This window comes from Micromonospora sp. NPDC004540 (genome assembly GCF_040610095.1).
In the GTDB taxonomy this organism is placed as follows: Bacteria; Actinomycetota; Actinomycetes; order Mycobacteriales; family Micromonosporaceae; genus Micromonospora.
This window is the reverse complement of sequence record NZ_JBEXLR010000044.1, coordinates 16,365-40,090: the sequence shown is the minus strand read 5'-3', so window position 1 is coordinate 40,090 and position 23,726 is coordinate 16,365. Positions and strand designations below refer to the sequence as shown.

Genomic DNA, 23,726 nt, shown 5'->3' with positions numbered 1-23,726 from the left:
ATTCGGCCCTAACGATCGCTCAGTGTGGGATGCCGCACTGTAGTCAAATTTGGCTATTACGCTTGTCCGGTGTCGGCAACACGGATGATGATTCTCGGGCTGGTCAGGTGGATGCAGCCGGTGCACGGCTACGACGTGCGCCGTGAGCTGCTGAGCTGGAGCGCGGACAAGTGGGCCAACGTGCAGCCCGGTTCGATCTACCACGCACTACGCAAGCTCACCGACGAGGGGCTGCTCCGGACGGTCTCCGTCGAGCAGGTCGGCGCCCGCCCGGCCCGCACCACCTACGAGGTGACGCCGAAGGGGGACGAGGAGTTCGAGACCCTGCTGCGGGCGCAGTGGTGGCAGCTCAACGAGCCGCCGGACCCCTTCGTGGCGGCCTTCTCGTTCCTGCCGGTGATGCCGCGGGACGAGGCGGCGGCGGCGCTGCGCAACCGGGCGAACCTGATCCGCGCCGGCGTCGAGTCGATGCGCGCCTCGCTGGACTCGGACTGGGTGCGCAACCGCAAGCCGGTGCACGTGAGCTGGATGTTCGAACTCTGGCTGGCCCGGGCCGAGGCGGAGATGGCCTGGTGCGAACGGATCGCCGAGCGGATCGAGTCCGGAGTGTCGTACCTGCCTGCTGGGGTGGAGCAGGCCGAGGGGTGGTCGGGCTGGACGGACGGCGCCCCCGTCGCGGAATAATCAACGTTGACCACAAGAGTTATATCGCGTTAGTCTCTGCGCGAGCCGTGGGGAAGCCGTCCGTCCTCCTCGCGGACCATCGGCGGCCGGTCGCGCCGGCCCGGAGGACCAGGAGCAGACATGATCGAGACCAGGGGGCTGCGGAAGTCGTTCCGCTCCCGCGCGGGTCGCGAGACGAAGACCGTGGACGCGGTCCGTGGCGTCAACCTCGAGGTGGCCGAGGGGGAGATCTTCGGCTTCCTCGGCCCCAACGGCGCCGGCAAGACCACCACCCTGCGGATGCTCGCCACCCTCATCGAGCCCGACGGCGGCGAGGCCACCATCGCCGGGGCCGACCTGCGCAAGGACCCGGCCGAGGTGCGCCGGCGCATCGGCTACGTGGCCCAGGGCGGCAGCACCTGGGACGAGTCCACCGCCCGCGAGGAGCTGGTGCTGCACGCCCGGCTCTACGGCATCGGCAAGGCCGAGGCGCACCGCCGCGCCGCCCGCGCGCTGGACGCCTTCCAGCTCAGCGAGTACGCCGACCGCAAGTGCAAGACCTACTCCGGCGGCCAGCGCCGCCGGGTCGAGATCGCGCTCGGCATCATCCACGAACCGAAGATCGTCTTTCTGGACGAGCCGACCACCGGCCTCGACCCGCAGAGCCGGGCGCACATGTGGGACGAGATCCGCCGGCTGCGCGCCGAGGGGATGACCGTCTTCATCACCACGCACTACCTCGACGAGGCCGACGCGCTCTGCGACCGTATCGCGATCATGGATCACGGCGAGGTGGTCGCGGAGGGCACCCCGGCGGAGCTGAAGCGCGAGATCTCCGGCGAGGTGGTGCTGGTCGGCCTCGACGCGGCCACCACCCCGAAGGCCGCCGAACTGCTCGACACCGAGGCGTACGTCAGCAAGCTGGAGACCGCCGACGAGGGCGGCCTGCGCCTCTACGTCGACGAGGGCGCCACCGCCATCCCGCAGGTGCTGCGCCGCCTCGACCACGCCGGGCTGGAGCTGCGCTCGATCGAGCTGCACCGCCCCAGCCTCGACGACGTCTTCCTCACCAAGACCGGCCGCTCGCTGCGCGAGTCCTGAGCATCGGGAGCACTGTCATGAAACTCGCCCGCGACACCTGGCTGATCTTCCAGCGCCAGATCCAACTGCTGCTGCGCAACCCCGTCTGGGTCTTCGTCGGCGTCTTCCAGCCGGTGATGTACCTGCTGCTCTTCGCCCCGCTGCTCAAGCCCGCGCTGAACGCGCCGACCCAGGCCGCCGCGTACAAGATCTTCGTGCCCGGCCTGCTGGTGCTGCTGGCCATCTTCGGCGGCCTGTTCCAGGGCTTCGGCCTGATCGCCGAGCTGCGCGCCGGGGTGATCGAACGGTCCCGGGTCACCCCGGTCAGCCGGCTCGCCCTGCTGCTCGGCCGCTCGCTGCGGGACGTCGTCTCGCTGATCGTGCAGGCGGTGATCATCACGCTGCTCGCGCTCCTGTTCGACCTGCGCGTCTTCATCGGCGACCTGCTGCTGGCCTACCTGATGCTGGCCCTCATCGCGCTCATGACCTCGGCCGTCTCCTACGGCGTCGCGCTCAAGGTCAAGAGCGAGGACGCGCTGGCCCCGCTCATGAACACCGTGGCCCAGCCGGTGCTGCTGCTCTCCGGCATCCTGCTGCCGCTGACCTTCGCCCCCGGCTGGCTCCAGGGCATCGCCGACTGGAACCCGTTCTCCTGGGCGGTCGACGGCACCCGGGCGCTCTTCGCCGGCGACCTGGGCAACGACAAGGTCTGGCAGGGGCTGACCATCGTCGCGGTGCTCGCCGTCGCCGGGGTGGTCTGGGCCGCCCGGCAGTTCGCCCGCAGCGTCCGCTGAGCAGGACGAGAGCTGCCTCTCATCCGGGGCGGGGTGCCGGCCGCGCGCGCGTAGCGTAAGGCCGGTGCCCCGCCTCACCCGTGACAGGACGACCTGGCTGACCTACGCCCAGCTGGGACTGTGGGGCTTCTTCCTCTACGGGTTCGGTCCCGTCGTACCGCTGCTCCGCGACGAACAGGGCACCAGCGCCGCCGTCGCCGGCCTGCACAGCACCGGCATCGCGGTCGGCGCCCTGGCCGGCGGCGCGCTCTTCGCGCCGGCCGCCCGTCGCCTCGGCCGCGGCCCGGCCATCTGGCTCGGGCTCGCCGGCGTGGCCGCCGGCGTCGCCGCGCTCGGCCTGCTCCACCCGCTGCCCGCCACCATCGCCGCCGTCGCGGTGATCGCCACCTTCGGCATGATGGTGATCAGCGGGATCAACGTCGTGCTGACCGCCCACCACGGCCCCGGCGCGCCCGCCGCGCTCAGCGAGGCCAACGCGGCCTGCGCCGGCATGGGCATCCTCGCGCCGCTGGTCATCGGCGCGACCGTCGACGCCGGCCTCGGCTGGCGGCCGGTGATGGCCGTCGAGGTCGGGCTGATCACCCTGGTCGCCCTCGCCGCCCTGACCTTCCGGGTACGCCTGCCTCGCGCTGCTGCTGCGCATCGGATCTTGGACACTTACCGTTCGTCCCGAACGGAAACCGTCCAAGATCTCGCCAGGCCGACGGCGGAGGGTGGCGGCCGCGCGGTCTCGGGGCGGCTGCCGCGGGCGTACTGGATCGCCTGGGTGCTCATGTCGGTCACCGGCTCGATCGAGGTCTGCCTGTCGCTGTGGACCGCCGACGTGCTCCGTACCCACGCCGGGCTCAGCGCCGGCGGGGCGTCGGCGGCCGTCGCGGCGATCGTCTGCGGCATGTTCGCCGGCCGGCTGGCCGGCGGCCGGCTCGCGCTGCGCTGGCCGCCGGTGCCACTGCTGCTCGCCGCGCTGACCGTCTCCCTGGCCGGGTTCGCGCTGTTCTGGTCCGCCCCGGTCGGCTGGCTGGCGGTCACCGGCCTGGTCGTGCTCGGGCTGGGCAACGCCCTGCACTATCCCCTGGCGATCTCCATCGCCCTCGCCGCGGCCGGGCCGGCCGCGGACAAGGCGGCCGGCTGGTCGTCGTACTCGATGGGGGTGGGCTTCGGGATCGCGCCGGTCGCGCTCGGCTGGGTGGCCGACGGCGTCGGCCCGCACCTGGCCTTCCTGCTCCTGCCCGGGTTCGTCGCCGCGGCCATGCTGCTCACCGTGCGCCTCGGCCGCGCCCTGCGCCGGCCCGCACCCGCCGACGACCGCACCCCGGTCTCCGCCGCCGCGTGACCGGCTCCCGCTCGCTGGCTTGATCGACTCCGCCTCGGCGTGCCCGGTTCAGAGCACGCGGGCCAGGGTCACGCCGTCGGCGATGGGGAGCATGACGACCTCGACGCGGACGTCGGCGAGGATCTCGTCGTTGAAGGCGGCGATCGCGCGGTCGTCGGCGTTCTGCGGGGCGAGCACCCGGCCGCCGCGCAGCGTGTTGTCCACGGCGATCACCGCGCCCGGGCGCATCCGAGGCACCAGCTCGTCCCAGTAGACCGGGTAGCCGACCTTGTCGGCGTCGATGAACGCGAAGTCCAGGTAGCGCTCCTGCGGGAGCTGGCGCAGCGTGTCCGCGGCCGGACCGATGCGCAGCTCGATCCGGTCCTGCACGCCGGCCCGGGTCCAGTAGCGCCGGGCCACGCCGGTGTACTCCTCGGAGATGTCGAAGCAGGTCAGGCGGCCGCCCTCGGCGAGGCCCCGGGCGATGGCCAGCGAGGAGAGCCCGGTGAACGTGCCCACCTCCACGGCCTGCCGGACGCCGAGCAGCCGGGTCAGGAAGGTCAGGAACGCGGCCTGCTCCGGCGCGACCTGCATGTCCGCCTGGGCGGGAAGGGCGGCGCGGGTCTCCTCGGCCAGCTCCCGGACGATCTCGTCCGGGGCGGACCCGTGCGCCACGAGGTACGCGTGCAGTTCCGGGGTCAGCGGCAACGGCTTCGTGCTCATGGTCGGACGTTAGCCGAGATGTTCGATCTCCTGGCCTCCTGGCGCGACCTTCGTCCACAGGTCCGTGATGTTCAGCTCCAACTCGGCGAGAAGACTGCGCAGCAGCGGCAGAGACAGCCCCACCACCGTGCCCGGGTCACCCTCGATGCCGGTCAGGAACGCCCCGCCCAGCCCGTCGATGGTGAACGCCCCGGCGACCGCCAGCGGCTCACCCGTCGCCACGTACGCGGCGATCTCGTCGTCGCTGATGTCGGCGAAGTGCACGGTGGTCGAGGCGACCGCCTCCGCGCGGGACTCGTGCACCACGTCGAGCAGGCAATGACCGGTGTGCAGCACCCCACTGCGCCCGCGCATGCGCTGCCAGCGCCGGGTGGCATCCGCCGCGTCCGCCGGCTTGCCGAGGATCTCACCGTCGAACGCCAGCACGGAGTCGCAGCCGAGCACGAGCGTCCGCTCGTCCGGGTCGGGACGCAACCGGCCCAGCACCGCCTGCGCCTTCAGCCGGGCCAGCTCCAGGCACAGCTCCTGGGCCCGCTCGCTGACCACCTGCGACTCGTCGACGCCGCTGACCAGCACGTCGGGTTCGATGCCGGCGGCCTGGAGCAGCTTGCGGCGGGCGGGACTCTGCGAGGCGAGCACGAGGCGCAGCGGCACGGAGGTCAACACCCTGCCGACGCTACCGGCTGATCCGCGGCGGCGGGTCGTCGGCACGTCGACGCCGGCGCCAGACCAGGTAACCGCCGCCCGCCGCGAGCAGCACACCCAGCGTCACCAGCCCGCGCGCCGTGGAGTCGTCGTCGTTTCTGTCGCGGGCCACCGTCGAGGTGGGCGCGGTGACCGACGGCGTCTCGAAGCCGAGTGGGGGAACGTCGGCGGTGAGGGCGGCGACCAGGTCGATGACGCCGTAGCCGTACTCGTCGTCGCGGCCGGGCGGGCCCTTGTCGATCGCGGTTGCGGTCAGGCGGTGGGCGACCTCTTGGGCGGGGAGATCGGGGTACTTGGAACGGATCAGGGCGGCGGCGCCAGCCACGATGGCGGTGGCACCCGAGGTGCCCGTTCCCTTTGAGTACTTGCCGCCATAGCTGGTGCTGTAAATGTCGACCGCCGGTGCTGCCACATCCACCTCAGGACCGGTCACCGAAACCGCCGCATGCATGCCGGATCGATCAATTCCTCCGACCGCAATGACCCCTTCCTCTGAAGCGGGATAGCCCACAGTAGGGTCGTCTGGGCGATTTCCCGCTGCCGCCACCACTACAACGTCTGCTTGAAGAGCGCCCTTTACCGCAGACGCGAGGCGACTGCTTCTTGCTGCAACGGCGGAGATACAAATGATGTCTGCGCCTTGTTGAATTGCAAACTCCATGCCACGGGCAAGGTCGTCCGTGTCGCCGCCGTCATTGGTGACCTTGCCGCGTACGGGGAGTATCTTCGCCGATGGAGCAATGCCTAGGGCGCCAAGCCCTTCTCGCTGGCCGTGTGCTGCAATGAGGCCGGCCATCGCAGTTCCGTGGCCATCAGCATCTTGCAAGCCATCGCCCGCGGCAGTGAGATCCGTCCCGGGACGTAGATTTCGAACTAGATCCGGGTGGGGGGCGACGCCTGTGTCCACAATTGCAACGGCAACGCCCTCACCGCGGCTTATCTGATGCGCCTTGCCGACATTAAGATAGTTCAGGTGCCACTCGTCTTCACGGATCCTCTGGGCCGCAGATGGTTCCGGCTCCGCAACTGCTGTCGCGGTAGGTGGAGGCACCGCCGAGAAGACTAGTGCAGTAACGGTTGCGACGAAGTGATGCCGTCTCAACGGTCGAAGCCGATAGCTGGTCCAGGATCGATTGGGCCGCGATCCTCTGGTGGGCGGACAACTGGCGTAACTCCCTCGTCAATCTCCCAAGGGTGGTCTGGATCCCAGCGGCGCGGTTCGTTTTCAGCCCGCTGAGAGCGCTGGCCAATCCCTGGCGCGCCACCCAACGGGGAGACGCCATTCATCCCGATTGCCTGGTTGGCTCGTCCGATACCCGGGCGGGAGCCCGCGGCACCGCTCGGCGCAGTACCTGCGCCGCCGCCTCCGATCACCCCACCGACAGGGTTCACTCGGCGCGGCACGCCCCCACCGTTCGGTTGGCGGGGCCCCATGCCTGGCGTGCCACCAATCAGGCCTCCTGGTGGCACAGCCCGTGACGAGGAGGGGGACGGAGCTGGGGCTTCGCCTCCAGCAATTGGGCGACCGCGGGAACCCAGGGGAGGGCGCCCGGAGCCAGAGTTGTGTGGCATCCCAGTCAACGGCGAGATCGGCGGGACGTTCGGTGGCGCCCCCGGTCCGGTACCGGTCGAGGGTGTCAGCGGTGCCGTGCTGTGTGGATTGGGAGTTGTCGGTTTGGGTGCCAGGCCTGTGCCGTTGCCGCCCAAGACTGGTCCAGGTCCAGGTCCAGGTACCGGTCCTCTGTCAGCGGCCGCAGGAGGTGGAATGGGTTGCACCCCCACTGACGACCGGCTTGATCGAGGCGATGCACCTGTTGAAGTCACTGGAAGGGGCACGATGGGTGGGACGACTGGAACTGAAGCTCCCCCGTAAGCATCGGGGTCAAGGTGCTCTCGTCCTGGCCAGGGCTTCGGTGCTGGTGGGCGTTGGAGCATGACCTGGGCTTGTTGGAGTTCGCCGCTCAACCCCGTCATCAGCCCGCGCGCCCGTACGTTCAGCTGCTCCAGATCCGCGTCCGTCACCGGTGGCTTCTCCGGCAGCCGGCTCCCCGCCACCGCCTTCGGGTCGGCGACGATCGCCTCGTACGCCTGCTTCTGCCGCACCTTCTCCGCGTACTCGTCGTGGAGCGGCTGGAGTTCGGCGCGGGTGCTGCCGATGGCGCGGGTGGCGGCGGCGAGCGCGTCGTAGTTCGCGGCGGCGGCGTCGTGGGTGCGCTGCACCTGGTCGATGAGCTGGTCGAGTTCCGCGAGGTACGCCCGCGCGGCGGCGTTGGTCTCGGGCGGCCACGCCTCGGCGAGCCCGCGGCGGTATTCCCGCAGCCGGCTGACGTGGGCCAGGGCGAGGTCGCAGACCTTGCGCCAGCCGGCGACCTGCTTCCACTGGCCGGTGGTGTCCTGGTCCTGGAGGCACGCCCACATGCTGAGCACGTCCATGAGGCGCCAGTCGGTGAGGCCGGAGGTGCGCCCGCTGCCTCGTTCGATCACGGCAGGACCACCCGCCCCTGCTCGGGTGCGGTCGGATCCGTCAGCGGCGGCACCGGGCGGGCGGCCGCGGCCGAGGGCGTGGCCAGGGCCCGTTCCACGTCGGCCACCCGGGCCGAGGAGAAGGCGTCGGAGTCGCCGTACGTCGCTGCGATGTGGCCGGCGGCGCCGGCCAGCCGGCCGGTGGCCGGGGCCAGGTCCCAGACCATGCTGACCGTGGCCTGCTGGGTCTCGTGGTGGGCCTGGAGGAACTGGACCAGCTCGATGAACGCGTCGGCCGGGTTGGGGACCGGGGCCTTCATGTCGTCGGCGATGTACGACAGGTGGGGGGCGTAGTCGCTGCTGACCTCGTCCTGGAGCCGGTCGGCGAACTCGCGCATCCGTCGGATGTCGGCCTCGATGCCGCCGTAGTCACGCAGCCAGCCGGCTGGCTGATTGTCCTCCGGGATCATCGAACCTCCCTGCCCGTCACCGCACGGTTTCCCTGAGTGAGGTTAATGGCTCCTCGCGGATCCCGGCAGTCCTGATGTGCGGGTGGCGTACCCGGGAGGGGTCAGCGGGGGAGGCCGGAGGCGCGCCACGCGCCGGGGCCGGCGACGGGCGCCGCGCCGGCCGGGCGGGCGCTGCGGGCCCACTGCGACACGGCGGCCGGCGCGGGGGCCGCGGCCGGTCGGGTCCGCGCCACGATGGCGCCGACCAGGGCGGCCAGCTCCTCGGCGGTGGGCACGCCGCGGACGATCCGGAACAGCGGCTCTTCGGCAGACATGCCGACAGGGTACGCGTCCAGAACTTGACCTTCACCGCACAGTGGCGTGCCGCCGGTGTACCGGTTGGGGCTGCCGGGTACGGTTTCAGCGATGTCTAACCCGCTTCCCCAACTCGTCGCCGACCGGTACCGGCTCATCTCGCCGCTCGGCCAGGGCGGCATGGGTCGGGTGTGGAAGGCGCGCGACGAGGTACTGCACCGCGACGTGGCGATCAAGGAACTCGTTCCGCCGCCCAGCCTCACCCCCGAAGAGCGCCGCGAGATGCGGGAACGCTCGTTGCGGGAGGCCCGGGCGATCGCCCGGCTCAACAACATCAACGTGGTCCGCATCTTCGACGTGCTGCGCACCGACGGCGACCCGTGGATCGTCATGGAATACGTGGCGTCGAAGTCCTTGCAGGACACGATCGCCGAGGACGGCCCGGTCTCGCCGGCGAAGGCCGTCGAGATCGGCCTCGGGGTGCTGGGCGCGCTGAAGGCCGCGCACAAGGCCGGCATCATGCACCGCGACGTGAAGCCGGGCAACGTGCTGCTCGGCAACGACGGCCGCGTCGTGCTCACCGACTTCGGCCTGGCCACCATCCCGGGCGACCCGAACGTCACCCGCACCGGCATGGTGCTCGGCTCGCCCGCGTACATCGCGCCGGAGCGGGCGAAGGACGGCACGGCGGGGCCGGAGGCCGACCTCTGGTCGCTGGGCGCCACGCTCTACGCCGCCGTGGAGGGCAAGTCGCCGTACGCGCGGCCGTCCGCGATCGCCACCCTGGCCGCCCTGGCCACCGAGCCGCTGCCGCCGCCGAAGAACGCCGGGCCGCTGAAGCCGGTGCTCCAGGGCCTGCTGCGCAAGGACCCGGAGGAGCGGATCACCGCCGAGGTCGCGGAGCGCATGCTGCGCAAGGCCGCGGGACGGCGGGCCAAGGGCATCCCGCTGCTGGACGGCGTACGCCGGCCGGGGCCGAACGGTCCGCGCGGTCCGCGCCCGCCGCTGGTGCCCGTGCCGCGTCCCGCCGACGACCAGGCCGAGTCGCCGGTCACCCCGGCGCCGCGCAAGCCCGACGGGGGTACGTCCGCGGCCGCCGTCGCCGGTGCCGCGGGGATCGCCGGTGCCAGCGCGAAGATGCCGGCCGGCTCGGACGCCGTGCCCACCGCGAAGGTGGCCCCGCCGGTCGCCGAACCGACCACGAAGCTCGACGCCGGTCCGGTGGGCGCCGACACCCGGGTGGACGGCGCCGACCCGGCCCTGGACGAGACGATGCTGGACGGCGAGCCGGTGGTGGAGCGGCCGGCCCCGCCGAGCAACCCGACCTCCGTGCTGGCCGAGCCGGTCAGCCCGGCGCCGTCGACCGGCCGGGCGGCGGTGATCCCGGGTACGAAGCCGGAGCGCAACAGGCGCAACCTGCTGATCGGCGCCCTGGTCGCGGTGCTGCTGGTCGGCCTGGCGGTGGCCGTGCCGCTGCTCAACTCCGGTGACGACAAGGGTGGCGGGCAGCCGGCCGCCGCCACCTCGTCGGCCGCGGCTCCGCCCGCGCCGGGGACCAGCGCCGCGCCGACGTCGGCCGCGCCGAGCAGTGCGGCGCCCAGCGCGACCCCGTCGACAACCCCCTCGGCCTCCGCCGACACCCTGCCCGCCGGCTGGCGCTACTACCGGGGCCCGAACGGCTTCCGGGTGCCGATCCCCGAGGGCTGGCAGGCCCGGCCCGGCAACAGGCAGGTCGTGCTCTACGAGACTGGGGGCGCGCGGCGCGTGCTCTTCATCCAGTGGACCGACACGCCCAAGAAGGACGCCTACAGCGACTGGCAGCAGCAGGAGCCGGCCCGCCGCAGGTACGTCGACGACTACAAGCTGGTCGGCATCACCCGCTGCGACTACTTCCGCACCTGTGCCGACTGGGACTGGCTGGAGACGCGCAACGGCGGGACCCGCTTCCACGTGCGTAACCGGGGCGTGGCCACCGCCAGCAACCGGGGCTTCGCCCTGCGCTGGGAGGTCCCGGCGACCGCCTGGGAGGCCAACCTGGCCAACTGGGAGATCATCACCAAGGGCTTCAAGCCCGATCGGGCGAACTGACCCAGGGAATTCCGCCCTTGCGAAACTGACTCGCATGGCCTTCCGTCGTCGGGGGTATTGAGACCGCGACGACGGAAGGAGGAACGACATGGGTTACCGACACAAGGACACCGGCCCCCGGTTGGCACTGTGGATGCTGGTCGCGCTCGGGGACGTGGTTCTGCTGCTGGTCAGCGCCGGCCTCTCCGCGCCGGTCGCGGTGCTCGGTGTCGTCGCCCTCACCGTCGCGGGGGTGGCGGCGTGGCGGCTGGCCCGCCGGACCACTCTGGCCGGGCGGGGCGCGGTCCCCGTGCCGGTCGCCTCGCGACGCAGGGCATGACCCGGGCGGTACGACGGCAGTGGCGGCAGCCGGACCAGCTATCGACCCTCGGTCGTAGCCGATCCCGCTGCCGCCGACTGGCGGCCATGGGGGCTGGTCAGGTGTTGTTGGCCAGGGCGATCAGCCGGGTCCGGTCACCGTTCCAGTAGTTGCGGTCGACGTTGCCGCTGATCCCGGAGACGCTGCCGGTGCTGGTGTACTGCCAGAAGCTCCAGAACGGGGCGCCGGCCGGCAGGGTGCCCACCGTGCTGGACCACCGGGCGACCCACAGCGGGTGGTTGGCCCACGGGGCGGTCCAGCTGCCGGTGCACTGGTTCCACCAGCTGGTCGTGGTGTAGATGACCGCGTACCGGCCGGTGCGGGACCGGTAGGTGTTGAGGAAGTCCTGGATCCAGTTGCGCATACCGGTGGTGGTCAGGCCGTAGCAGTAGCCGCCGGCGTACGGGTTGCCCTCCATGTCGAGTGCGGCGGGCAGCGTACGGCTGTCGGCCGACCAGGCGCCGCCGTTGGAGGCCAGGTAGTTGGCCTGGGTCGAGCCGGCGGAGATGTTCGGCCGGGCGAAGTGGTAGGCCCCACGGATCACGCCGGCGTTGTAGGCGTTGACGTAGTTCGCGTTGAAGTTCGGGTCCTTGTAGCTCGTGCCCTCGGTGGCCTTGATGAAGGCGAACTGGATGCCCGCGTTCCGCACGCTGGTCCAGTTGATGGTGCCCTGGTAGCGGGAGACGTCGATGCCGGGGGTGGTGGCCGCGGCGGCCGGTCCGGCGGTCGCGACGAGGGCCGCCACCGCGGTGGCGGCGACGGTCAGGCCGGCGGCGAGCAACCGGCGCACGGAGAGTCTGGTACGAGCCATTGATGCCTCCAGGGACGTCAAATGATTGACGTCAATCTTTGGAGGTAAGTGCCCTAGATCGCAAGGGGGCTTAAAGAAATCTTCATTGACGATCGTCGTTGCCCCGATGGCCTGGGTGTGGCGGTTCAGCGGAGGGTGCTCGGATCGATGACCCATCGGAAGGGCTCGGTGATAGTCAGCGTCTCGCCGGCCTTGGCGACCCGGTCCTCGACGTAGTGCTCCCCGTCCAGCCGGTGCAGCCGCAGGGAGTGGCTGTCGCCGTCCTGCTCCACCAGCAGGTACCACGGGATCCGGGCGATGGCGTAGAGCTGCATCTTGACCAGCCGATCGGCGGCGGCGTTTCCTGGTGAGACGATTTCCCCGACGAGCCGGACCTCGCTGGCCTCCATCACGGTGCCCTCGTCGTCCGTGTCGGCCACGACCAGGTCCGGAATGACGATGCGGTCCAATCCGAGTCGGACGTTGACAGCCTCGAACACCAGCAGCCCGTCCTGCTCGACCGCTGCTTCCACTGAGTTGGCGAGGCGGCGCGAGATGGTCTGGTGTCTTCTGCTCGGAGCAGGGCTCACGATCAGGCTCCCGTCGAGCAGTTCGATTCGGTCGCGGCTCTCGCCCAGGGCGAAGTAGTCGGCCTCGGTCCAGAGGCCGACGTGCTGCCCGAAGGGCTCAAGCGGGGCCGCGCTCATCGGCGTTCACCTCCGCTCCGATCCGCCACCTGATCACTCTCACACGATACGGGCCGTCGTCCCTCGAACGACACAGCTCAGGCAGGTAGGCTCCCCGCCCATGCCCCTGATCGACGGCCTCACCACCCTCTGGGACAAGCTGCTCGGCGCCCAGCCTGACCCGCCGCCGCTGCTGGTGCTGCTCACCGCCGTCGTCGCGGTGGCGGTGGTCGCCACCCGGCTGCCCTGGCGGATCGCCCGCAACGCCGTGACCATCGCGCACGAGGGCGGCCACGCGCTCATGGCCCTCCTCACCGGCCGACGCCTGCGCGGCATCCGGCTGCATTCGGACACCTCCGGGCTCACCCTCTCCGCCGGGCGCCCCACCGGCCCGGGGATGATCCTCACCCTGCTCGCCGGATACGTCGCGCCGTCGCTGATCGGTCTCGGTGGGGCGTGGCTGCTCGCCGGCAACCGGATCACCCTGCTGCTCTGGGTCGCGGTGGCGCTGCTGCTGGCCATGCTCGTGATGATCCGCAACGTCTTCGGCGTGCTGTCGCTGCTGGTCACCGGCGGCGTGGTGCTCGCCGTCTCCTGGTACGCCTCGCCGCAGGTGCAGGCGGCGTTCGCCTGGACGTCGGTCTGGTTCCTGCTCTTCGGCGGCGTCCGGCCGGTGATCGAGCTGCAACGGATGCGCAGCCGAGGGCGGATGCCCGAGTCCGACGCGGACCAGCTCGCCCGGCTCACCCCCTTCCCGCCGCTGTTCTGGGTGACGGTGTTCCTGCTGGTCAGCCTGGCCGCGCTGGGCGCCGGCGCGCTGCTGCTCGCCGGCCCGATCCTCACCGACGCCGGGCTGACGGTCTGAGCGGGACCCACCTCGCGATCGTGACCTGAGCGGCTCCTGGTCGACCGGACGCCGCCCGCTTCCCGCTGTGGAGTGGACCGCCGGGCGGGCCGGGCCGGGGGCGGGGCAGAATCGGACGGGTGCGATACGTGATCATCGGGGCGGGCGCGGTCGGCGGCACCATCGGCGTACGGCTGGCGGAGGCCGGCCGGGACGTGACGCTGGTGGCCCGCGGCGCGCACCTGGACGCGCTCCGGGAGCGGGGCCTGACCCTGCGGACGCCGGACGGCACGGTGACCCGCCGGCTGCCCGCGGAGGCCGGGCCGGAGGCCCGCCCGTTGCCGGCGGACGCCGTGCTGGTGCTCACGGTCAAGTCGCAGGACACCGGCGCGGCCCTGGCGACCTGGGTGGACGCCCCGGTCGAGGGCGGCGGGACGGCGGGCGAGCGACTGCCGATCGTGCTGGCCCAGAACGGCGTCGCCAACGAGCCGGCCGCGCTGCGGCTGTTCGCCCGGGTGCATCCGGTCTGTGTCTGGCTGCCCGCCACCCACCTGGAACCCGGCGTGGTGGTGGCGAACGGGTACCCGCATCCGGGGATGCTCCACCTCGGCCGCTACCCGTCCGGCGCGGACGACACCAGCCGCGCGGTCGCCGGCGACCTGACCGCCGCCGGGTTCGTCGCCCCGGTCCGCGACGACGTGATGCGCTGGAAGTACGGCAAGCTCCTGGGCAACCTCGGCAACGGCCTCCAGGCGCTGCTCGGCCCGGACGTGCCCGAGCCGCTGGCCGCCCGGGTCCGCGCCGAGGGGGAGGCCGCGCTGGCGGCCGCCGGCATCGCGCACACCATTCGCGCCGAGGAGGCCGCCGAGCGGGGTGACCGGGTGGGGCACCGGCCGGTCGGCGGCGAGGAGCGGGCCGGCGGCTCCACCTGGCAGAGCCTGGCGCGGGGCGCCGGCTCCGCGGAGGCGGACCACCTCAACGGCGAGATCGTGCTGCTCGGCCGGCTGCACGGGGTGCCCACCCCGGCCAACGCGGCGGTCCAGGCCGCCGTCCGGCGGGCGGTCCACGAGCGCGTCCCGGCCGGCGGCTTTCCTCTCACCGAGCTGGAGAAAATGGTCGGCTGACCGGGCAACCACACCCCGCGCCCCAGGCGTGTCCCCTGCGAACACGGGGAGGTGACAGGTGCCCGACAGCGAGGGATTCGACGAGTTCTACCGCGGCAGCCGGCAGCGGCTGCTCGGTTTCGTGTACGTGCTCACCGGCAACCTGGCCGAGGCCCAGGACGCCGTGCAGGAGGCGTACATCCGGGCCTGGCAGCGCTGGTCGACGGTGCGCGGGTACGACGACCCGGAGGCGTGGGTCCGCGTGGTGGCGAGCCGGATCGCGGTGAGCCGGTGGCGCAGCCTGCGCAGCCGGGCCCGGGCGTACCTGCGGCACGGGGCGGAGGAGAGCGTCCCCGCGCCGAGCACCGAAACGCTGGAGGTGGTGGCCGCGCTGCGCCGGCTGCCGGAGGCCCAGCGCACCGCCATCGCGCTGCACTACCTGCTCGGGATGCCGGTGGCCGAGGTGGCCCGGGAGACCGAGGCGCCGGTGGGCACCGTCAAGGCCCGGCTCTCGCGCGGGCGGGCTGCGCTGGCCGGGCTGCTGACCGTCGTGGATCTGGAGGAGGAGGCCGCAGATGCGTGACGACGGCACATTCGTCGAACTGTTGCAGCGGGACCTGCGGCAGGTCCGCTGGCCGGAGCCGGCCGAGATCCGGGCCACGGCCCGGCGCCGCAGCCGGCGTACGGCGGTGGCGGCCGCCGCGGCCGTGTTGGCGGTCGCCTCGGTTTCCGCCGTCGCCGTCGGCCGTGCCGGAACACCGACACCAGCCCCACCGGGCGCCGGCGTCGGGGGACGCGCGGAGATTTCCGCGGCGGCGATGCTGACCCCGGCCGATCTGCCGGCGAAGACGGACGAGCGGCTCGGCGACGCGGGCCTCGGCGAGCGGGTCCGGGTCGACGACATCCTCCGGACGTGCGCACAGGAGCAGGGGCTGCCTACGGATCAGGTCGTTTCGCGCTACTCCCGCTCGCAGACTCTGATCGGGACCGTCGAGGTGGATGGCTCCGCCCCGTACCGGCGGCCGTTCATCAGCCAGGACGTCTACCGGCTGGATGACGGGACGGCCGGCCCGCTCTTCGCCGACCTCGACCGGTCGGTGGCGGCCTGTTCCGGGTGGCGGCAGGTCGGGCCGGTCCAGACGGGCGAGGGGAGCCCGGTCACCACGACGATGGTGCACAACTGGACGGTGGCCGAGAGTGACTTCGCCGGTGATCAGGCCATCCTGCTCCGGCACACGGTCGCCGTGCCGCTGGACCCGTCGACGGGTGAACCGGTCGGACTGGCGCCCCTGCCGGAGGACCGGCTGGTGGTCCGGGTCGGGGACCTGGTCACCGTCCTGGTTCCGGAAGAGCCCCTGCGTCCGGGTGTGCCTGGGAACACCGTGACCCAGGCGCAGCTGCTCGACCTGGCGCGTGCCGCGGCCAACCGGATGTGCGCCGCCGCCAACCCCGCCTGCTGACACCCGCGAGGCCCCCGCCGGGCGTCCGGCGGGGGCCTCGCGAACCGCCCCTACAGCGGGATGTTGCCGTGCTTCTTCGGCGGCAGGGTCTCGCGCTTGGTGCGCAGCACCCGCAGCGCCCGCACGATCTGGGTCCGCGTCTCGTGCGGGGGGATCACCCCGTCGACGTACCCGCGCTCCGCGGCGATGTACGGGTTGGCCAGGGTGTCCTCGTACTCGGCGATCTTCTCGGCGCGGACGGCGGCCGGGTCCTCGGCGTTCGCCAGCTCCGAGCGGTAGAGGATGTTCACGGCGCCCTGCGCCCCCATCACCGCGATCTGGGCGGTCGGCCAGGCGAAGTTCAGGTCCGCGCCGAGGTGCTTGGAGCCCATCACGTCGTACGCCCCGCCGTACGCCTTGCGGGTGATGACGGTGACCTTCGGGACGGTGGCCTCGGCGTAGGCGTAGATGAGCTTCGCGCCGCGGCGGATGATGCCGTCCCACTCCTGCCCGGTGCCGGGGAGGAAGCCGGGGACGTCCACGAAGGTCAGCACCGGGATGTTGAACGCGTCGCAGGTGCGCACGAACCGGGCCGCCTTCTCCGAGGCGGCGATGTCCAGGGTGCCGGCGAACTGCATCGGCTGGTTGGCGACCACGCCCACCGGGCGCCCCTCGACCCGGCCGAACCCGACCACCATGTTCTGCGCGTAGAGCGGCTGCACCTCGAGGAACTCGCCGTCGTCGAGGACGTGCTCGATGACCCGGTGCATGTCGTACGGCTGGTTGGCCGAGTCCGGGATCAGCGTGTCCAGCTCCCGGTCCTCGTCCGTGATGCCGAGATCCACATCAGCGGCGAAGACCACCGGCTCGTCCAGGTTGTTCGACGGCAGGTACGACAGCAGCGCCTTGACGTACTCGATCGCGTCCTCCTCGTCGGTGCCGAGGTAGTGCGCGTTGCCGCTGCGGGCGTTGTGGGTGCGGGCGCCGCCCAGCTCCTCCATGCCCACGTCCTCACCGGTGACCGTCTTGATCACGTCGGGGCCGGTGATGAACATGTGCGAGGTCTGGTCGACCATCACGGTGAAGTCGGTGACCGCCGGGGAGTAGACCGCGCCACCCGCGCACGGGCCCATGATCAGCGAGATCTGCGGGATGACGCCGCTGGCCCGCACGTTGCGGAAGAAGATCTCGCCGTAGAGGCCGAGCGAGGCGACGCCCTCCTGGATCCGCGCGCCGCCCGAGTCGTTGATGCCGACGACCGGGCAGCCGATCTTCATGGCCAGGTCCATCAGCTTGACGATCTTCTCGCCGAAGACCTCACCGAGGGAGCCGCCGAAGACGGTGAAGTCCTGCGCGAAGACGCAGACCTGCCGGCCGTCCACCGTGCCGTAGCCGGTCACCACGCCGTCCCCGTACGGGCGGGTCTTCTCCAGCCCGAAGTTGGTCGAGCGGTGCCGGGCGAATTCGTCCATCTCGACGAAGGAGCCCTCGTCGAGGAGCATCTCGATCCGCTCCCGAGCGGTCTTCTTGCCCCGCGCGTGCTGCTTCTCGACCGCGCGTGCCGACCCGGCGTGCACCGCCTCGTCGAGCCGTCGCTCCAGGTCCGCCAGCTTGCCGGCGGTCGTGTGGATGTTGATCCCGGTCTCGGTAGTCACCCAGGGAATATAACGATGGTTCAGGTGGGTGCCGCTGTGCAGTGCGCCTCACCGCTTCCCGGCCACCGGCCGACGCGCGGGCCGTAGGCTGGCGGGATGCCCGGCTCGCCGTACACCGATCTGGACCGCCCGCCGCTGTCCGCGGCCCGGTTGCAACGCGCGCTGGTCGCGCCGCACGGGCCCTGGCGCAGGCTGGAACTGCGCGCCGAGACCGGCTCGACCAACGCCGACGCGGTCGAGGCCGCGCGGGCCGGCGAGCCGGAGGGCCTGGTGGTGGTCGCCGAGCGGCAGACCGCCGGCCGGGGCCGGCGCGGCCGGATCTGGCAGTCGCCGCCCCGGGCCGGCATCGCGACCAGCGTCCTGCTCCGGCCGGGTGAGGCCGTCGCGGAGCGCGGCTGGTCGCCGGTGCCACCCCCGGGGTACGGCTGGCTGCCGCTGCTCGCCGGCGTCGCGCTGGTCGAGGCGGTGGCCCGGCTGGCCGAGCTGGACGCCCGGCTGAAGTGGCCGAACGACCTGCTGCTGGACGGCGCGAAGTGCGCGGGCGTGCTGGCCGAGGCGGTGCCCGGCGCGGCGCCGGAGCAGCCACCGGCGATCGTGGTCGGCATCGGCCTCAACGTGACCCTGCGCGCCGACGAGCTGCCGGAGAACCCGACCGGGCTCCCGGCCACCTCGCTCCAGCTGGCCGGTGCCGCCGCCACCGACCGGGACCCGCTGCTGCGCGCCCTGCTCCGCTCGCTCGCCGACTGGTACGAGCGCTGGCGGGACGCCGGGGGCGACGCGGTCGCCAGCGGCCTGCGGGACGCCTACCTGGCCGGCTGCGCCACGGTCGGCCGGCAGGTCCGGGTGCTGCTCCCGGACGGCCGCGAGGTGCGCGGCACCGCCACCGGCGTGGACCCGGACGGGCAGTTGCTGGTCGACGGTCCGGAGGGGGAGTTGCGCCTCGCCGCGGGTGACGTGCTGCACCTGCGCTGAGCACCCTCCGCGCGGCCGATCCCGGAGGATGCGCCGACCGGTTACGGTCAGCGCGTCCTGTTCTGCGAGGAGGTTTTCCGTGGCGTTCCCCGAAGACGTGCTCACCGAGGACGAGCACGTCGTGCTGCATCTGCACCCGCACTGGAAGGCCCTGATCCGGCCGATCCTGGTGCTGGTGCTCGCCGTCGCGGCGGTGGTCGCGGGCTGGGTCCTGCTGCCCGAGGGCGACGGCGGCACCATCGCGCTCTACGTGATCGCCGCGCTCGGCCTGGTGCTGGTGTTCTGGCTGGGGCTGTGGCCGTTCCTGGTCTGGCGCACCACCCACTACCTCTTCACCAACGAGCGGGTGCTGCTCCAGGAGGGGGTGTTCTCCCGCAACCGGCGGGACCTGCCGCTGACCCGGATCAACGACCATGCCATGCACCAGAAGTTCGTGGAGCGGCTGCTCGGCTGCGGCACGCTGACCATCGAGTCCGCCGGTGAGCGCGGCCAGTCGGTGCTCAACGACGTGCCGCACGTCGACAAGGTGCAGACGAAGCTCTACGAGCTGGTGGAGGCCCACCACGACCGGCACAGCCTGGGCGACGGCGAGATGCGCGAGATGCTGGCCGACATGGCCGAGGGCAAGCCGCTGCGCGACCCCTCCGCCTGACTCCCGCAGCTCCGGCGCCCCGCCCAGCGGGCGCCGGAGCGCCGGGTCGGCGTCAGCGGCGCGGGGTGCGGCGGGGAGTGGGCTGGAGTTCGGCGGCCAGTTCGGCGTCGAGGTCGGCGCCGAGCGCGCCACCCAGGCCGGCGTCCGCCGGCGCGGGTCGGCTCTGCAGCGGGGCGTAGTCGCCCGCGCGCCGCTCGCCGAGTGGTGGTTCGGTCTCCTCCAGCTCGCTGACCGACTCGGCCAGCTCGGCCACCGGGTCCATCTCGGCCACGTTGTCCCACTCGTCGCGGGGGATGGCGTGCCAGGTCTCCGCGGCGTGCTTCGGCACCGGCTGGAACACGAACGTCCGGTAGGACCAGAAGCGGAACAGCGTCGCCAGCAGCACGCCGCCGGTCTTCGCCACGTTCAACGCGAGCAGGCTGTGCACGCCGAGGCCGTACTTGGCCAGCGCCAGGACGCCGAGTTCGATGATCAAGCCGGCGCCGTTGAAGAGGAAGAACAGGACGTATTCGCGGCGAAGTGCCGACTTCGGCCGATCCCGGTACGTCCAGTGCCGATTCATCAGATACGACGTGATCGTCGCGACGATGGTCGCGATGACGGTCGCCTTGAGCTGGCCGTCGCGGAAAACCGTGAGTGCCAGCGCATTGAACACCGCGTAATTGATGACGGTGTTGATGCCGCCGACGATGCCGAATTTGAGCGCCTCGTGGATGAACTTCTGCCAGCGCTCGGGCAGCAGACGGACAAGAGGCATGCGGAACACCTTAGGGCAGTTGGCAGGGCCGACTGGGCCCGGCAGGACGGGATGGGCGGTGGGTCACGCCCCGGACTCTCGGTCGCGGCTCGTCGCCGGAACGGGGGGAGTTCCCGCCTCGACGAAAACGAACCGTCGGTACGACCAGAACCGGAACAGCGTGCCCAGGCCGGTGCCGACGATGAAGCTGGCGATGTTGTCGGCCAGCGGGGTCTGGAACACCTCGGGCCAGATGGCGCCGAGCCCGTAGCGGCTGATCGCGAGACAGGCCACCGCGATGCCGAGGCCCACCCCGTTGAAGAAGAAGAACAGCGCGTATTCGCGGGCGGGGTGGGAGCGCTGGCGGTGCCGCCAGGTCCAGAACCGGTTGCCGAGGAACGCCAGGGTGGCCGCAATGACGGTGGAGACGGTCTTGGCCGCCACCGGCGGCATGTGCCGCACGCTCGCCAGGTAGTTGAAGAGTGCGAAGTCGACGAGGAAGGCGAAGCCGCCGACGGTGGCGAACTTGCTCATCTCGCGGACGAGGTGACCGAAGCGGTCGATCAGGGCGCCGATCAGACCCCGACGGGTCTGCGGAGCCCCCGGTTGGTCTCCGGTCATCGTCGCGGCCACCCGCCGAGAGTACCGGGTGCGCGCTCGGCTGACCGGCCGCAACGGCGAGTCGGCGGTCCGCCGCACCGGCGCGCCGCCCGCGGGTGGCGGGACCGGGCCGGGTGCGCGCGTCGCGCCCCCTCCGGTGACCGCCGTCCAGTTCCGATGTCCGTGAGCGGAGCGTAACCGGCCGTGGGGAATTGTGGACCGGATCACGGAATCGTCGTTCGTGACATCCCGATCCGCTTCCCCGGATCGGGGGCCTCCGCGGGGTTGGTGAAGTCCTGGGCGGTCGAAGGTTCATCGCAAGATTTGCGTGAAACTGCGCGCGAAAGCGGGTAAGAGATCGCGATGCCGCAGCGTGGCCGTACCTTGTGCAGTTCTTCACAACCAGTCCCACTGACTGGGGAGGCAGCCCGGTTTACGCTGAGGCCAATCCCAGGTTTCCACGAAGGCGACGCACCGGCTCGCCAGAACTCGTGCATCCCATACATCGGTCAGCGTCGACCACAAGGAGATGTGACATGGTTGCTCCGGCTACTGTTCGGGGTATCGATCAGGCCCCGACGTCCCACCCCAAACTGCTCGCCTGGGTACGTGAGGTCGCGGAACTGACCACCCCCGACCGGGTGGTCTGGGTGGACGGGTCCGATGAGGAGTGGCGCCGCCTCACCGACGAGCTCGTCGAGAAGGGCACCCTGATCCGGCTGAACCCCGAGAAGAAGCCCAACTCGTTCTACGCGCGGACGGACCCGACGGACGTCGCCCGGGTCGAGGAGCGCACCTTCATCTGCTCCGTCGACGAGGCGGACGCCGGCCCCACCAACAACTGGATGGCGCCGGCCGAGATGAAGCGGACGATGACGGAGCTGTACCGCGGGTGCATGCGCGGGCGGACCATGTACGTCATCCCGTTCTGCATGGGGCCGGTCGAGGCGGAGAGCCCCATGTTCGGCGTCGAGATCACCGACAGCCCGTACGTGGTCGCCTCGATGCGCATCATGACCCGGATGGGCGAGAAGATCCTCGAGGCCATGGGCGACGAGGCCGACTTCGTGCACGCGCTGCACTCGATCGGCGCCCCGCTCGAGCCGGGCCAGCAGGACGTGGCCTGGCCGTGCAACGAGACCAAGTACATCTCGCACTTCCCGGAGACCCGGGAGATCTGGTCCTTCGGCTCCGGCTACGGCGGCAACTCGCTGCTCGGCAAGAAGTGCTACTCGCTGCGGATCGCCAGCGTCATGGGCCGCGACGAGGGCTGGCTCGCCGAGCACATGCTGATCCTCAAGATCACCTCGCCGGAGGGCAAGGTCTACCACATCGCGGGCGCCTTCCCGTCCGCCTGCGGCAAGACCAACCTGGCCATGCTGGAGCCGACCATCCCGGGCTGGAAGGTCGAGACCATCGGCGACGACATCGCCTGGATGCGGTTCGGCCCGGACGGCCGCCTCTACGCGATCAACCCGGAGTACGGCCTCTTCGGCGTCGCGCCGGGCACCGACTGGAAGACCAACGCCAACGCGATGCGGACGCTGGACCGCGGCAACTCCGTCTTCACCAACGTGGCGCTCACCGACGACGGCGACATCTGGTGGGAGGGCATGGGTGAGCCGCCGGCGCACCTGATCGACTGGAAGGGCAACGACTGGACGCCGGAGAGCGAGAACCTCTCCTCGCACGCGAACAGCCGCTTCTGCACCCCGATCACGCAGTGCCCGATCCTGGCCGACGACTACTACGACCCGAACGGCGTGCCGATCGACGCGATCCTGTTCGGCGGCCGGCGCCGGGACACCGTCCCGCTGGTCACCGAGGCCCGCGACTGGGTGCACGGCGTCTACATGGGCGCCACGCTCTCCTCGGAGACCACCGCCGCCGCGTCCGGCGCGGTCGGCGTGGTGCGCCGCGACCCGATGGCCATGCTGCCGTTCATCGGCTACCACGCCGGCGACTACTTCCGGCACTGGATCGAGATGGGCAAGGGCGCCGACGGCGACGAGGCCAAGCTGCCGAAGATCTACTACGTCAACTGGTTCCGCAAGGACGCCGAGGGCAACTTCCTCTGGCCGGGCTTCGGCGAGAACTCCCGGGTGCTCAAGTGGGTCATCGAGCGCCTGGAGGGTCGGGCCGAGGCGGTCGAGACCCCGATCGGCATGGTCCCGGCCCAGGACGCGCTCGACGTCGAGGGCCTGGACATGACCCCGGAGGACGTCCGGATCGCGCTCAAGGTCGACCCGGAGGAGTGGCGCAACGAGCTGCCGCTGGTCACCGAGTGGTTCGAGAAGTTCGGTGACAAGCTCCCCGGCGTCCTCTGGGCCGAGCTGGACGCGCTGCGCGCCCGGCTCGACGCGGAGCCGCAGAAGTAGAGGTGTGACGAAAGCCCGCACCGGGCAACACCGGATGCCATGAGGACGGCCGCCGAACCTGTCGAGGTCCGGCGGCCGTCCGCCGTCCGGGCGCTGACCACCCTGCTCGCCCTCACGGCGGCGGCCACCATCGCGGTCGAGCTGCTCAACTACTGGTACGCCCCGGAGCAGGAGTTCGGGCTCGCGGTCCGCACCGGCTGGGCGATGCTGCGCTCGCTGGGCTTCCTGGTGCTGATCGGGCACGTGAAGCGGGGCCGGGCGGTGGCTAAGCCGTTCGGGCTGATCCTCGCGGTGACCACGGTCTTCGCGGTGGGGCGGCTGGTCGTGCCCCGGGCCGGGGTGCCGCCGCTGCCCGGCCTGCTCGGCTTCGCGGTGCTCACCGCGCTCTGCGTCGCCGTGGTGGTGCTGCTCTACCGTTCCGAGGCGGTCGGCGGGCACCTGGTCCGGCACCGCAAGGGGCTGGTCGTCGAGGGCGGGGTGATCTCCTGGCGGGAGGTGGTCCCGAAGCGCCCGCCGGTCACCGGCTGGCTGCTCACCGCCCGGGTGGCCGCGTTCACCTACAGCCCGCTCATGCTGGTTCCCGCCCTGGTCGCGACCGGCTCCATCCTGGACGGGCGGATCAGCGCCGTGCCGGCGGTGCTGTTCTGGTTCGCCGCCGGCATCGCGGTCAGCTACGCCGTGCTCTTCTGCACCGCCTTCCTGATGCGCGACCGCCCGTGGGCCCGCAAGCTGCTGGTCGTCATCACCCTGGGCACCCTCGCCGTCGACCTCCCCCTCTGCTGGTGGCTCCTGGGCGTGGACGGCCTCATCCGCGACGGCGCCCCCCTGGTGACGGCCGCTCTGCTGACCCTCTATTCCCTCCACCGCTCCACCCGCACCCCTGCCCCGGCCCGGTGATCATGAGGTTGGCGGCGGTGTTGA

At 71.6% G+C, this 23,726-nt stretch carries 25 protein-coding genes; 15 read left to right on the top strand and 10 right to left on the bottom strand.

Annotation, left to right across the window (positions count from 1 at the left end; genetic code table 11):
• Positions 1 to 84: 84 nt before the first annotated feature.
• The 4 genes from ABZV78_RS16845 to ABZV78_RS16830 all read left to right on the top strand — a co-directional run bounded on the left by ABZV78_RS16845 (position 85) and on the right by ABZV78_RS16830 (position 3,870).
• On the top strand, positions 85 to 684 hold the full coding sequence (locus ABZV78_RS16845) for a PadR family transcriptional regulator (RefSeq protein ID WP_355639465.1): 600 nt from the start codon (positions 85 to 87) through the stop codon (positions 682 to 684).
• A gap of 120 nt (positions 685 to 804) precedes the next feature.
• Positions 805 to 1,764, top strand: coding sequence for an ATP-binding cassette domain-containing protein (locus tag ABZV78_RS16840; RefSeq protein WP_355639450.1), 960 nt, complete (start codon positions 805 to 807; stop codon positions 1,762 to 1,764).
• Between the two features lie 17 nt (positions 1,765 to 1,781).
• Positions 1,782 to 2,537, top strand: a complete 756-nt coding sequence (locus tag ABZV78_RS16835) for an ABC transporter permease (protein ID WP_091260395.1) — start codon at positions 1,782 to 1,784, stop codon at positions 2,535 to 2,537.
• 64 nt (positions 2,538 to 2,601) lie between these two features.
• Positions 2,602 to 3,870: an MFS transporter gene (locus tag ABZV78_RS16830; protein WP_355639448.1), complete on the top strand. Its 1,269-nt coding sequence runs from the start codon at positions 2,602 to 2,604 to the stop codon at positions 3,868 to 3,870.
• A gap of 48 nt (positions 3,871 to 3,918) precedes the next feature.
• Here ABZV78_RS16830 and ABZV78_RS16825 read toward each other — a convergent pair whose 3' ends face one another.
• From ABZV78_RS16825 to mycP, 3 genes are read right to left on the bottom strand one after another with little or no spacing between them, the layout of a single operon-like run.
• Positions 3,919 to 4,572 (bottom strand): O-methyltransferase, encoded by a 654-nt coding sequence (locus ABZV78_RS16825; protein ID WP_355639446.1) that lies wholly within the window; start codon positions 4,570 to 4,572, stop codon positions 3,919 to 3,921.
• A 9-nt stretch (positions 4,573 to 4,581) separates the two neighbouring features.
• Entirely contained in the window at positions 4,582 to 5,238 is a 657-nt protein-coding gene (locus tag ABZV78_RS16820; protein WP_355639445.1) for a Maf family protein, read from the bottom strand.
• A gap of 10 nt (positions 5,239 to 5,248) precedes the next feature.
• Positions 5,249 to 6,328, bottom strand: a complete 1,080-nt coding sequence (gene mycP, locus ABZV78_RS16815; protein WP_355639444.1) for a type VII secretion-associated serine protease mycosin — start codon at positions 6,326 to 6,328, stop codon at positions 5,249 to 5,251.
• Positions 6,329 to 7,210: 882 nt separating this feature from the next.
• Between mycP and ABZV78_RS16810 the strand changes: the two genes are divergently transcribed.
• Entirely contained in the window at positions 7,211 to 7,465 is a 255-nt protein-coding gene (locus ABZV78_RS16810; protein WP_355639442.1) for a hypothetical protein, read from the top strand.
• A gap of 292 nt (positions 7,466 to 7,757) precedes the next feature.
• Here ABZV78_RS16810 and ABZV78_RS16805 read toward each other — a convergent pair whose 3' ends face one another.
• Complete coding sequence (locus ABZV78_RS16805) at positions 7,758 to 8,210, bottom strand: hypothetical protein (protein ID WP_355639440.1); 453 nt, start codon at positions 8,208 to 8,210, stop codon at positions 7,758 to 7,760.
• A gap of 101 nt (positions 8,211 to 8,311) precedes the next feature.
• Positions 8,312 to 8,524, bottom strand: a complete 213-nt coding sequence (locus ABZV78_RS16800) for an acyl-CoA carboxylase subunit epsilon (RefSeq protein WP_355639438.1) — start codon at positions 8,522 to 8,524, stop codon at positions 8,312 to 8,314.
• Positions 8,525 to 8,615: 91 nt separating this feature from the next.
• Between ABZV78_RS16800 and ABZV78_RS16795 the strand changes: the two genes are divergently transcribed.
• A complete protein-coding gene (locus ABZV78_RS16795; protein WP_355639436.1) occupies positions 8,616 to 10,592 on the top strand; it encodes a protein kinase in 1,977 nt (658 codons plus the stop codon).
• A gap of 88 nt (positions 10,593 to 10,680) precedes the next feature.
• Positions 10,681 to 10,911 carry a hypothetical protein gene (locus ABZV78_RS16790; RefSeq protein ID WP_355639434.1) on the top strand — a complete coding sequence of 77 codons (231 nt, stop codon included), beginning with the start codon at positions 10,681 to 10,683 and terminating at the stop codon, positions 10,909 to 10,911.
• Between the two features lie 97 nt (positions 10,912 to 11,008).
• On the opposite strand, the gene ABZV78_RS16785 is transcribed toward ABZV78_RS16790, so the two are convergent.
• Positions 11,009 to 11,761, bottom strand: a complete 753-nt coding sequence (locus ABZV78_RS16785; RefSeq protein WP_355639432.1) for a GH25 family lysozyme — start codon at positions 11,759 to 11,761, stop codon at positions 11,009 to 11,011.
• A gap of 125 nt (positions 11,762 to 11,886) precedes the next feature.
• Positions 11,887 to 12,447 (bottom strand): Uma2 family endonuclease, encoded by a 561-nt coding sequence (locus ABZV78_RS16780; RefSeq protein ID WP_355639430.1) that lies wholly within the window; start codon positions 12,445 to 12,447, stop codon positions 11,887 to 11,889.
• Positions 12,448 to 12,547: 100 nt separating this feature from the next.
• Here ABZV78_RS16780 and ABZV78_RS16775 point away from each other — a divergent pair, with 100 nt between their 5' ends.
• From ABZV78_RS16775 to ABZV78_RS16760, 4 genes are all read left to right on the top strand, one after another.
• Positions 12,548 to 13,291: a M50 family metallopeptidase gene (locus tag ABZV78_RS16775; protein ID WP_355639428.1), complete on the top strand. Its 744-nt coding sequence runs from the start codon at positions 12,548 to 12,550 to the stop codon at positions 13,289 to 13,291.
• Between the two features lie 119 nt (positions 13,292 to 13,410).
• On the top strand, positions 13,411 to 14,394 hold the full coding sequence (locus ABZV78_RS16770) for a 2-dehydropantoate 2-reductase N-terminal domain-containing protein (RefSeq protein ID WP_355639426.1): 984 nt from the start codon (positions 13,411 to 13,413) through the stop codon (positions 14,392 to 14,394).
• A gap of 58 nt (positions 14,395 to 14,452) precedes the next feature.
• A complete protein-coding gene (locus ABZV78_RS16765) occupies positions 14,453 to 14,956 on the top strand; it encodes a SigE family RNA polymerase sigma factor (protein ID WP_148426405.1) in 504 nt (167 codons plus the stop codon).
• The gene (locus tag ABZV78_RS16760) at positions 14,949 to 15,833 is read left to right on the top strand and encodes a hypothetical protein (RefSeq protein ID WP_355639424.1); all 885 of its coding nucleotides are present in this window, start codon (positions 14,949 to 14,951) and stop codon (positions 15,831 to 15,833) included. Before ABZV78_RS16765 ends, ABZV78_RS16760 begins: the two co-directional genes overlap by 8 nt.
• A 50-nt stretch (positions 15,834 to 15,883) precedes the next feature.
• Here ABZV78_RS16760 and ABZV78_RS16755 read toward each other — a convergent pair whose 3' ends face one another.
• Positions 15,884 to 17,467 (bottom strand): acyl-CoA carboxylase subunit beta, encoded by a 1,584-nt coding sequence (locus ABZV78_RS16755; protein ID WP_355639422.1) that lies wholly within the window; start codon positions 17,465 to 17,467, stop codon positions 15,884 to 15,886.
• A 96-nt stretch (positions 17,468 to 17,563) separates the two neighbouring features.
• Here ABZV78_RS16755 and ABZV78_RS16750 point away from each other — a divergent pair, with 96 nt between their 5' ends.
• Together ABZV78_RS16750 and ABZV78_RS16745 are read left to right on the top strand one after the other, a co-directional pair.
• Positions 17,564 to 18,439, top strand: a complete 876-nt coding sequence (locus tag ABZV78_RS16750) for a biotin--[acetyl-CoA-carboxylase] ligase (RefSeq protein WP_355639420.1) — start codon at positions 17,564 to 17,566, stop codon at positions 18,437 to 18,439.
• A 79-nt stretch (positions 18,440 to 18,518) separates the two neighbouring features.
• Positions 18,519 to 19,091: a PH domain-containing protein gene (locus ABZV78_RS16745; RefSeq protein WP_355639419.1), complete on the top strand. Its 573-nt coding sequence runs from the start codon at positions 18,519 to 18,521 to the stop codon at positions 19,089 to 19,091.
• 52 nt (positions 19,092 to 19,143) lie between these two features.
• Here the strand turns inward: ABZV78_RS16745 and ABZV78_RS16740 are convergent, their stop codons facing one another.
• On the bottom strand, positions 19,144 to 19,848 hold the full coding sequence (locus ABZV78_RS16740) for a GtrA family protein (protein WP_355639417.1): 705 nt from the start codon (positions 19,846 to 19,848) through the stop codon (positions 19,144 to 19,146).
• Between the two features lie 63 nt (positions 19,849 to 19,911).
• A complete protein-coding gene (locus tag ABZV78_RS16735) occupies positions 19,912 to 20,448 on the bottom strand; it encodes a GtrA family protein (RefSeq protein ID WP_355639464.1) in 537 nt (178 codons plus the stop codon).
• 515 nt (positions 20,449 to 20,963) lie between these two features.
• On the opposite strand from ABZV78_RS16735, the gene ABZV78_RS16730 reads away from it, so the two are divergent.
• The gene (locus ABZV78_RS16730) at positions 20,964 to 22,805 is read left to right on the top strand and encodes a phosphoenolpyruvate carboxykinase (GTP) (RefSeq protein WP_355639415.1); all 1,842 of its coding nucleotides are present in this window, start codon (positions 20,964 to 20,966) and stop codon (positions 22,803 to 22,805) included.
• 39 nt (positions 22,806 to 22,844) lie between these two features.
• The gene (locus tag ABZV78_RS16725; protein WP_355639413.1) at positions 22,845 to 23,702 is read left to right on the top strand and encodes a hypothetical protein; all 858 of its coding nucleotides are present in this window, start codon (positions 22,845 to 22,847) and stop codon (positions 23,700 to 23,702) included.
• The last annotated feature ends 24 nt before the right edge of the window (positions 23,703 to 23,726 follow it).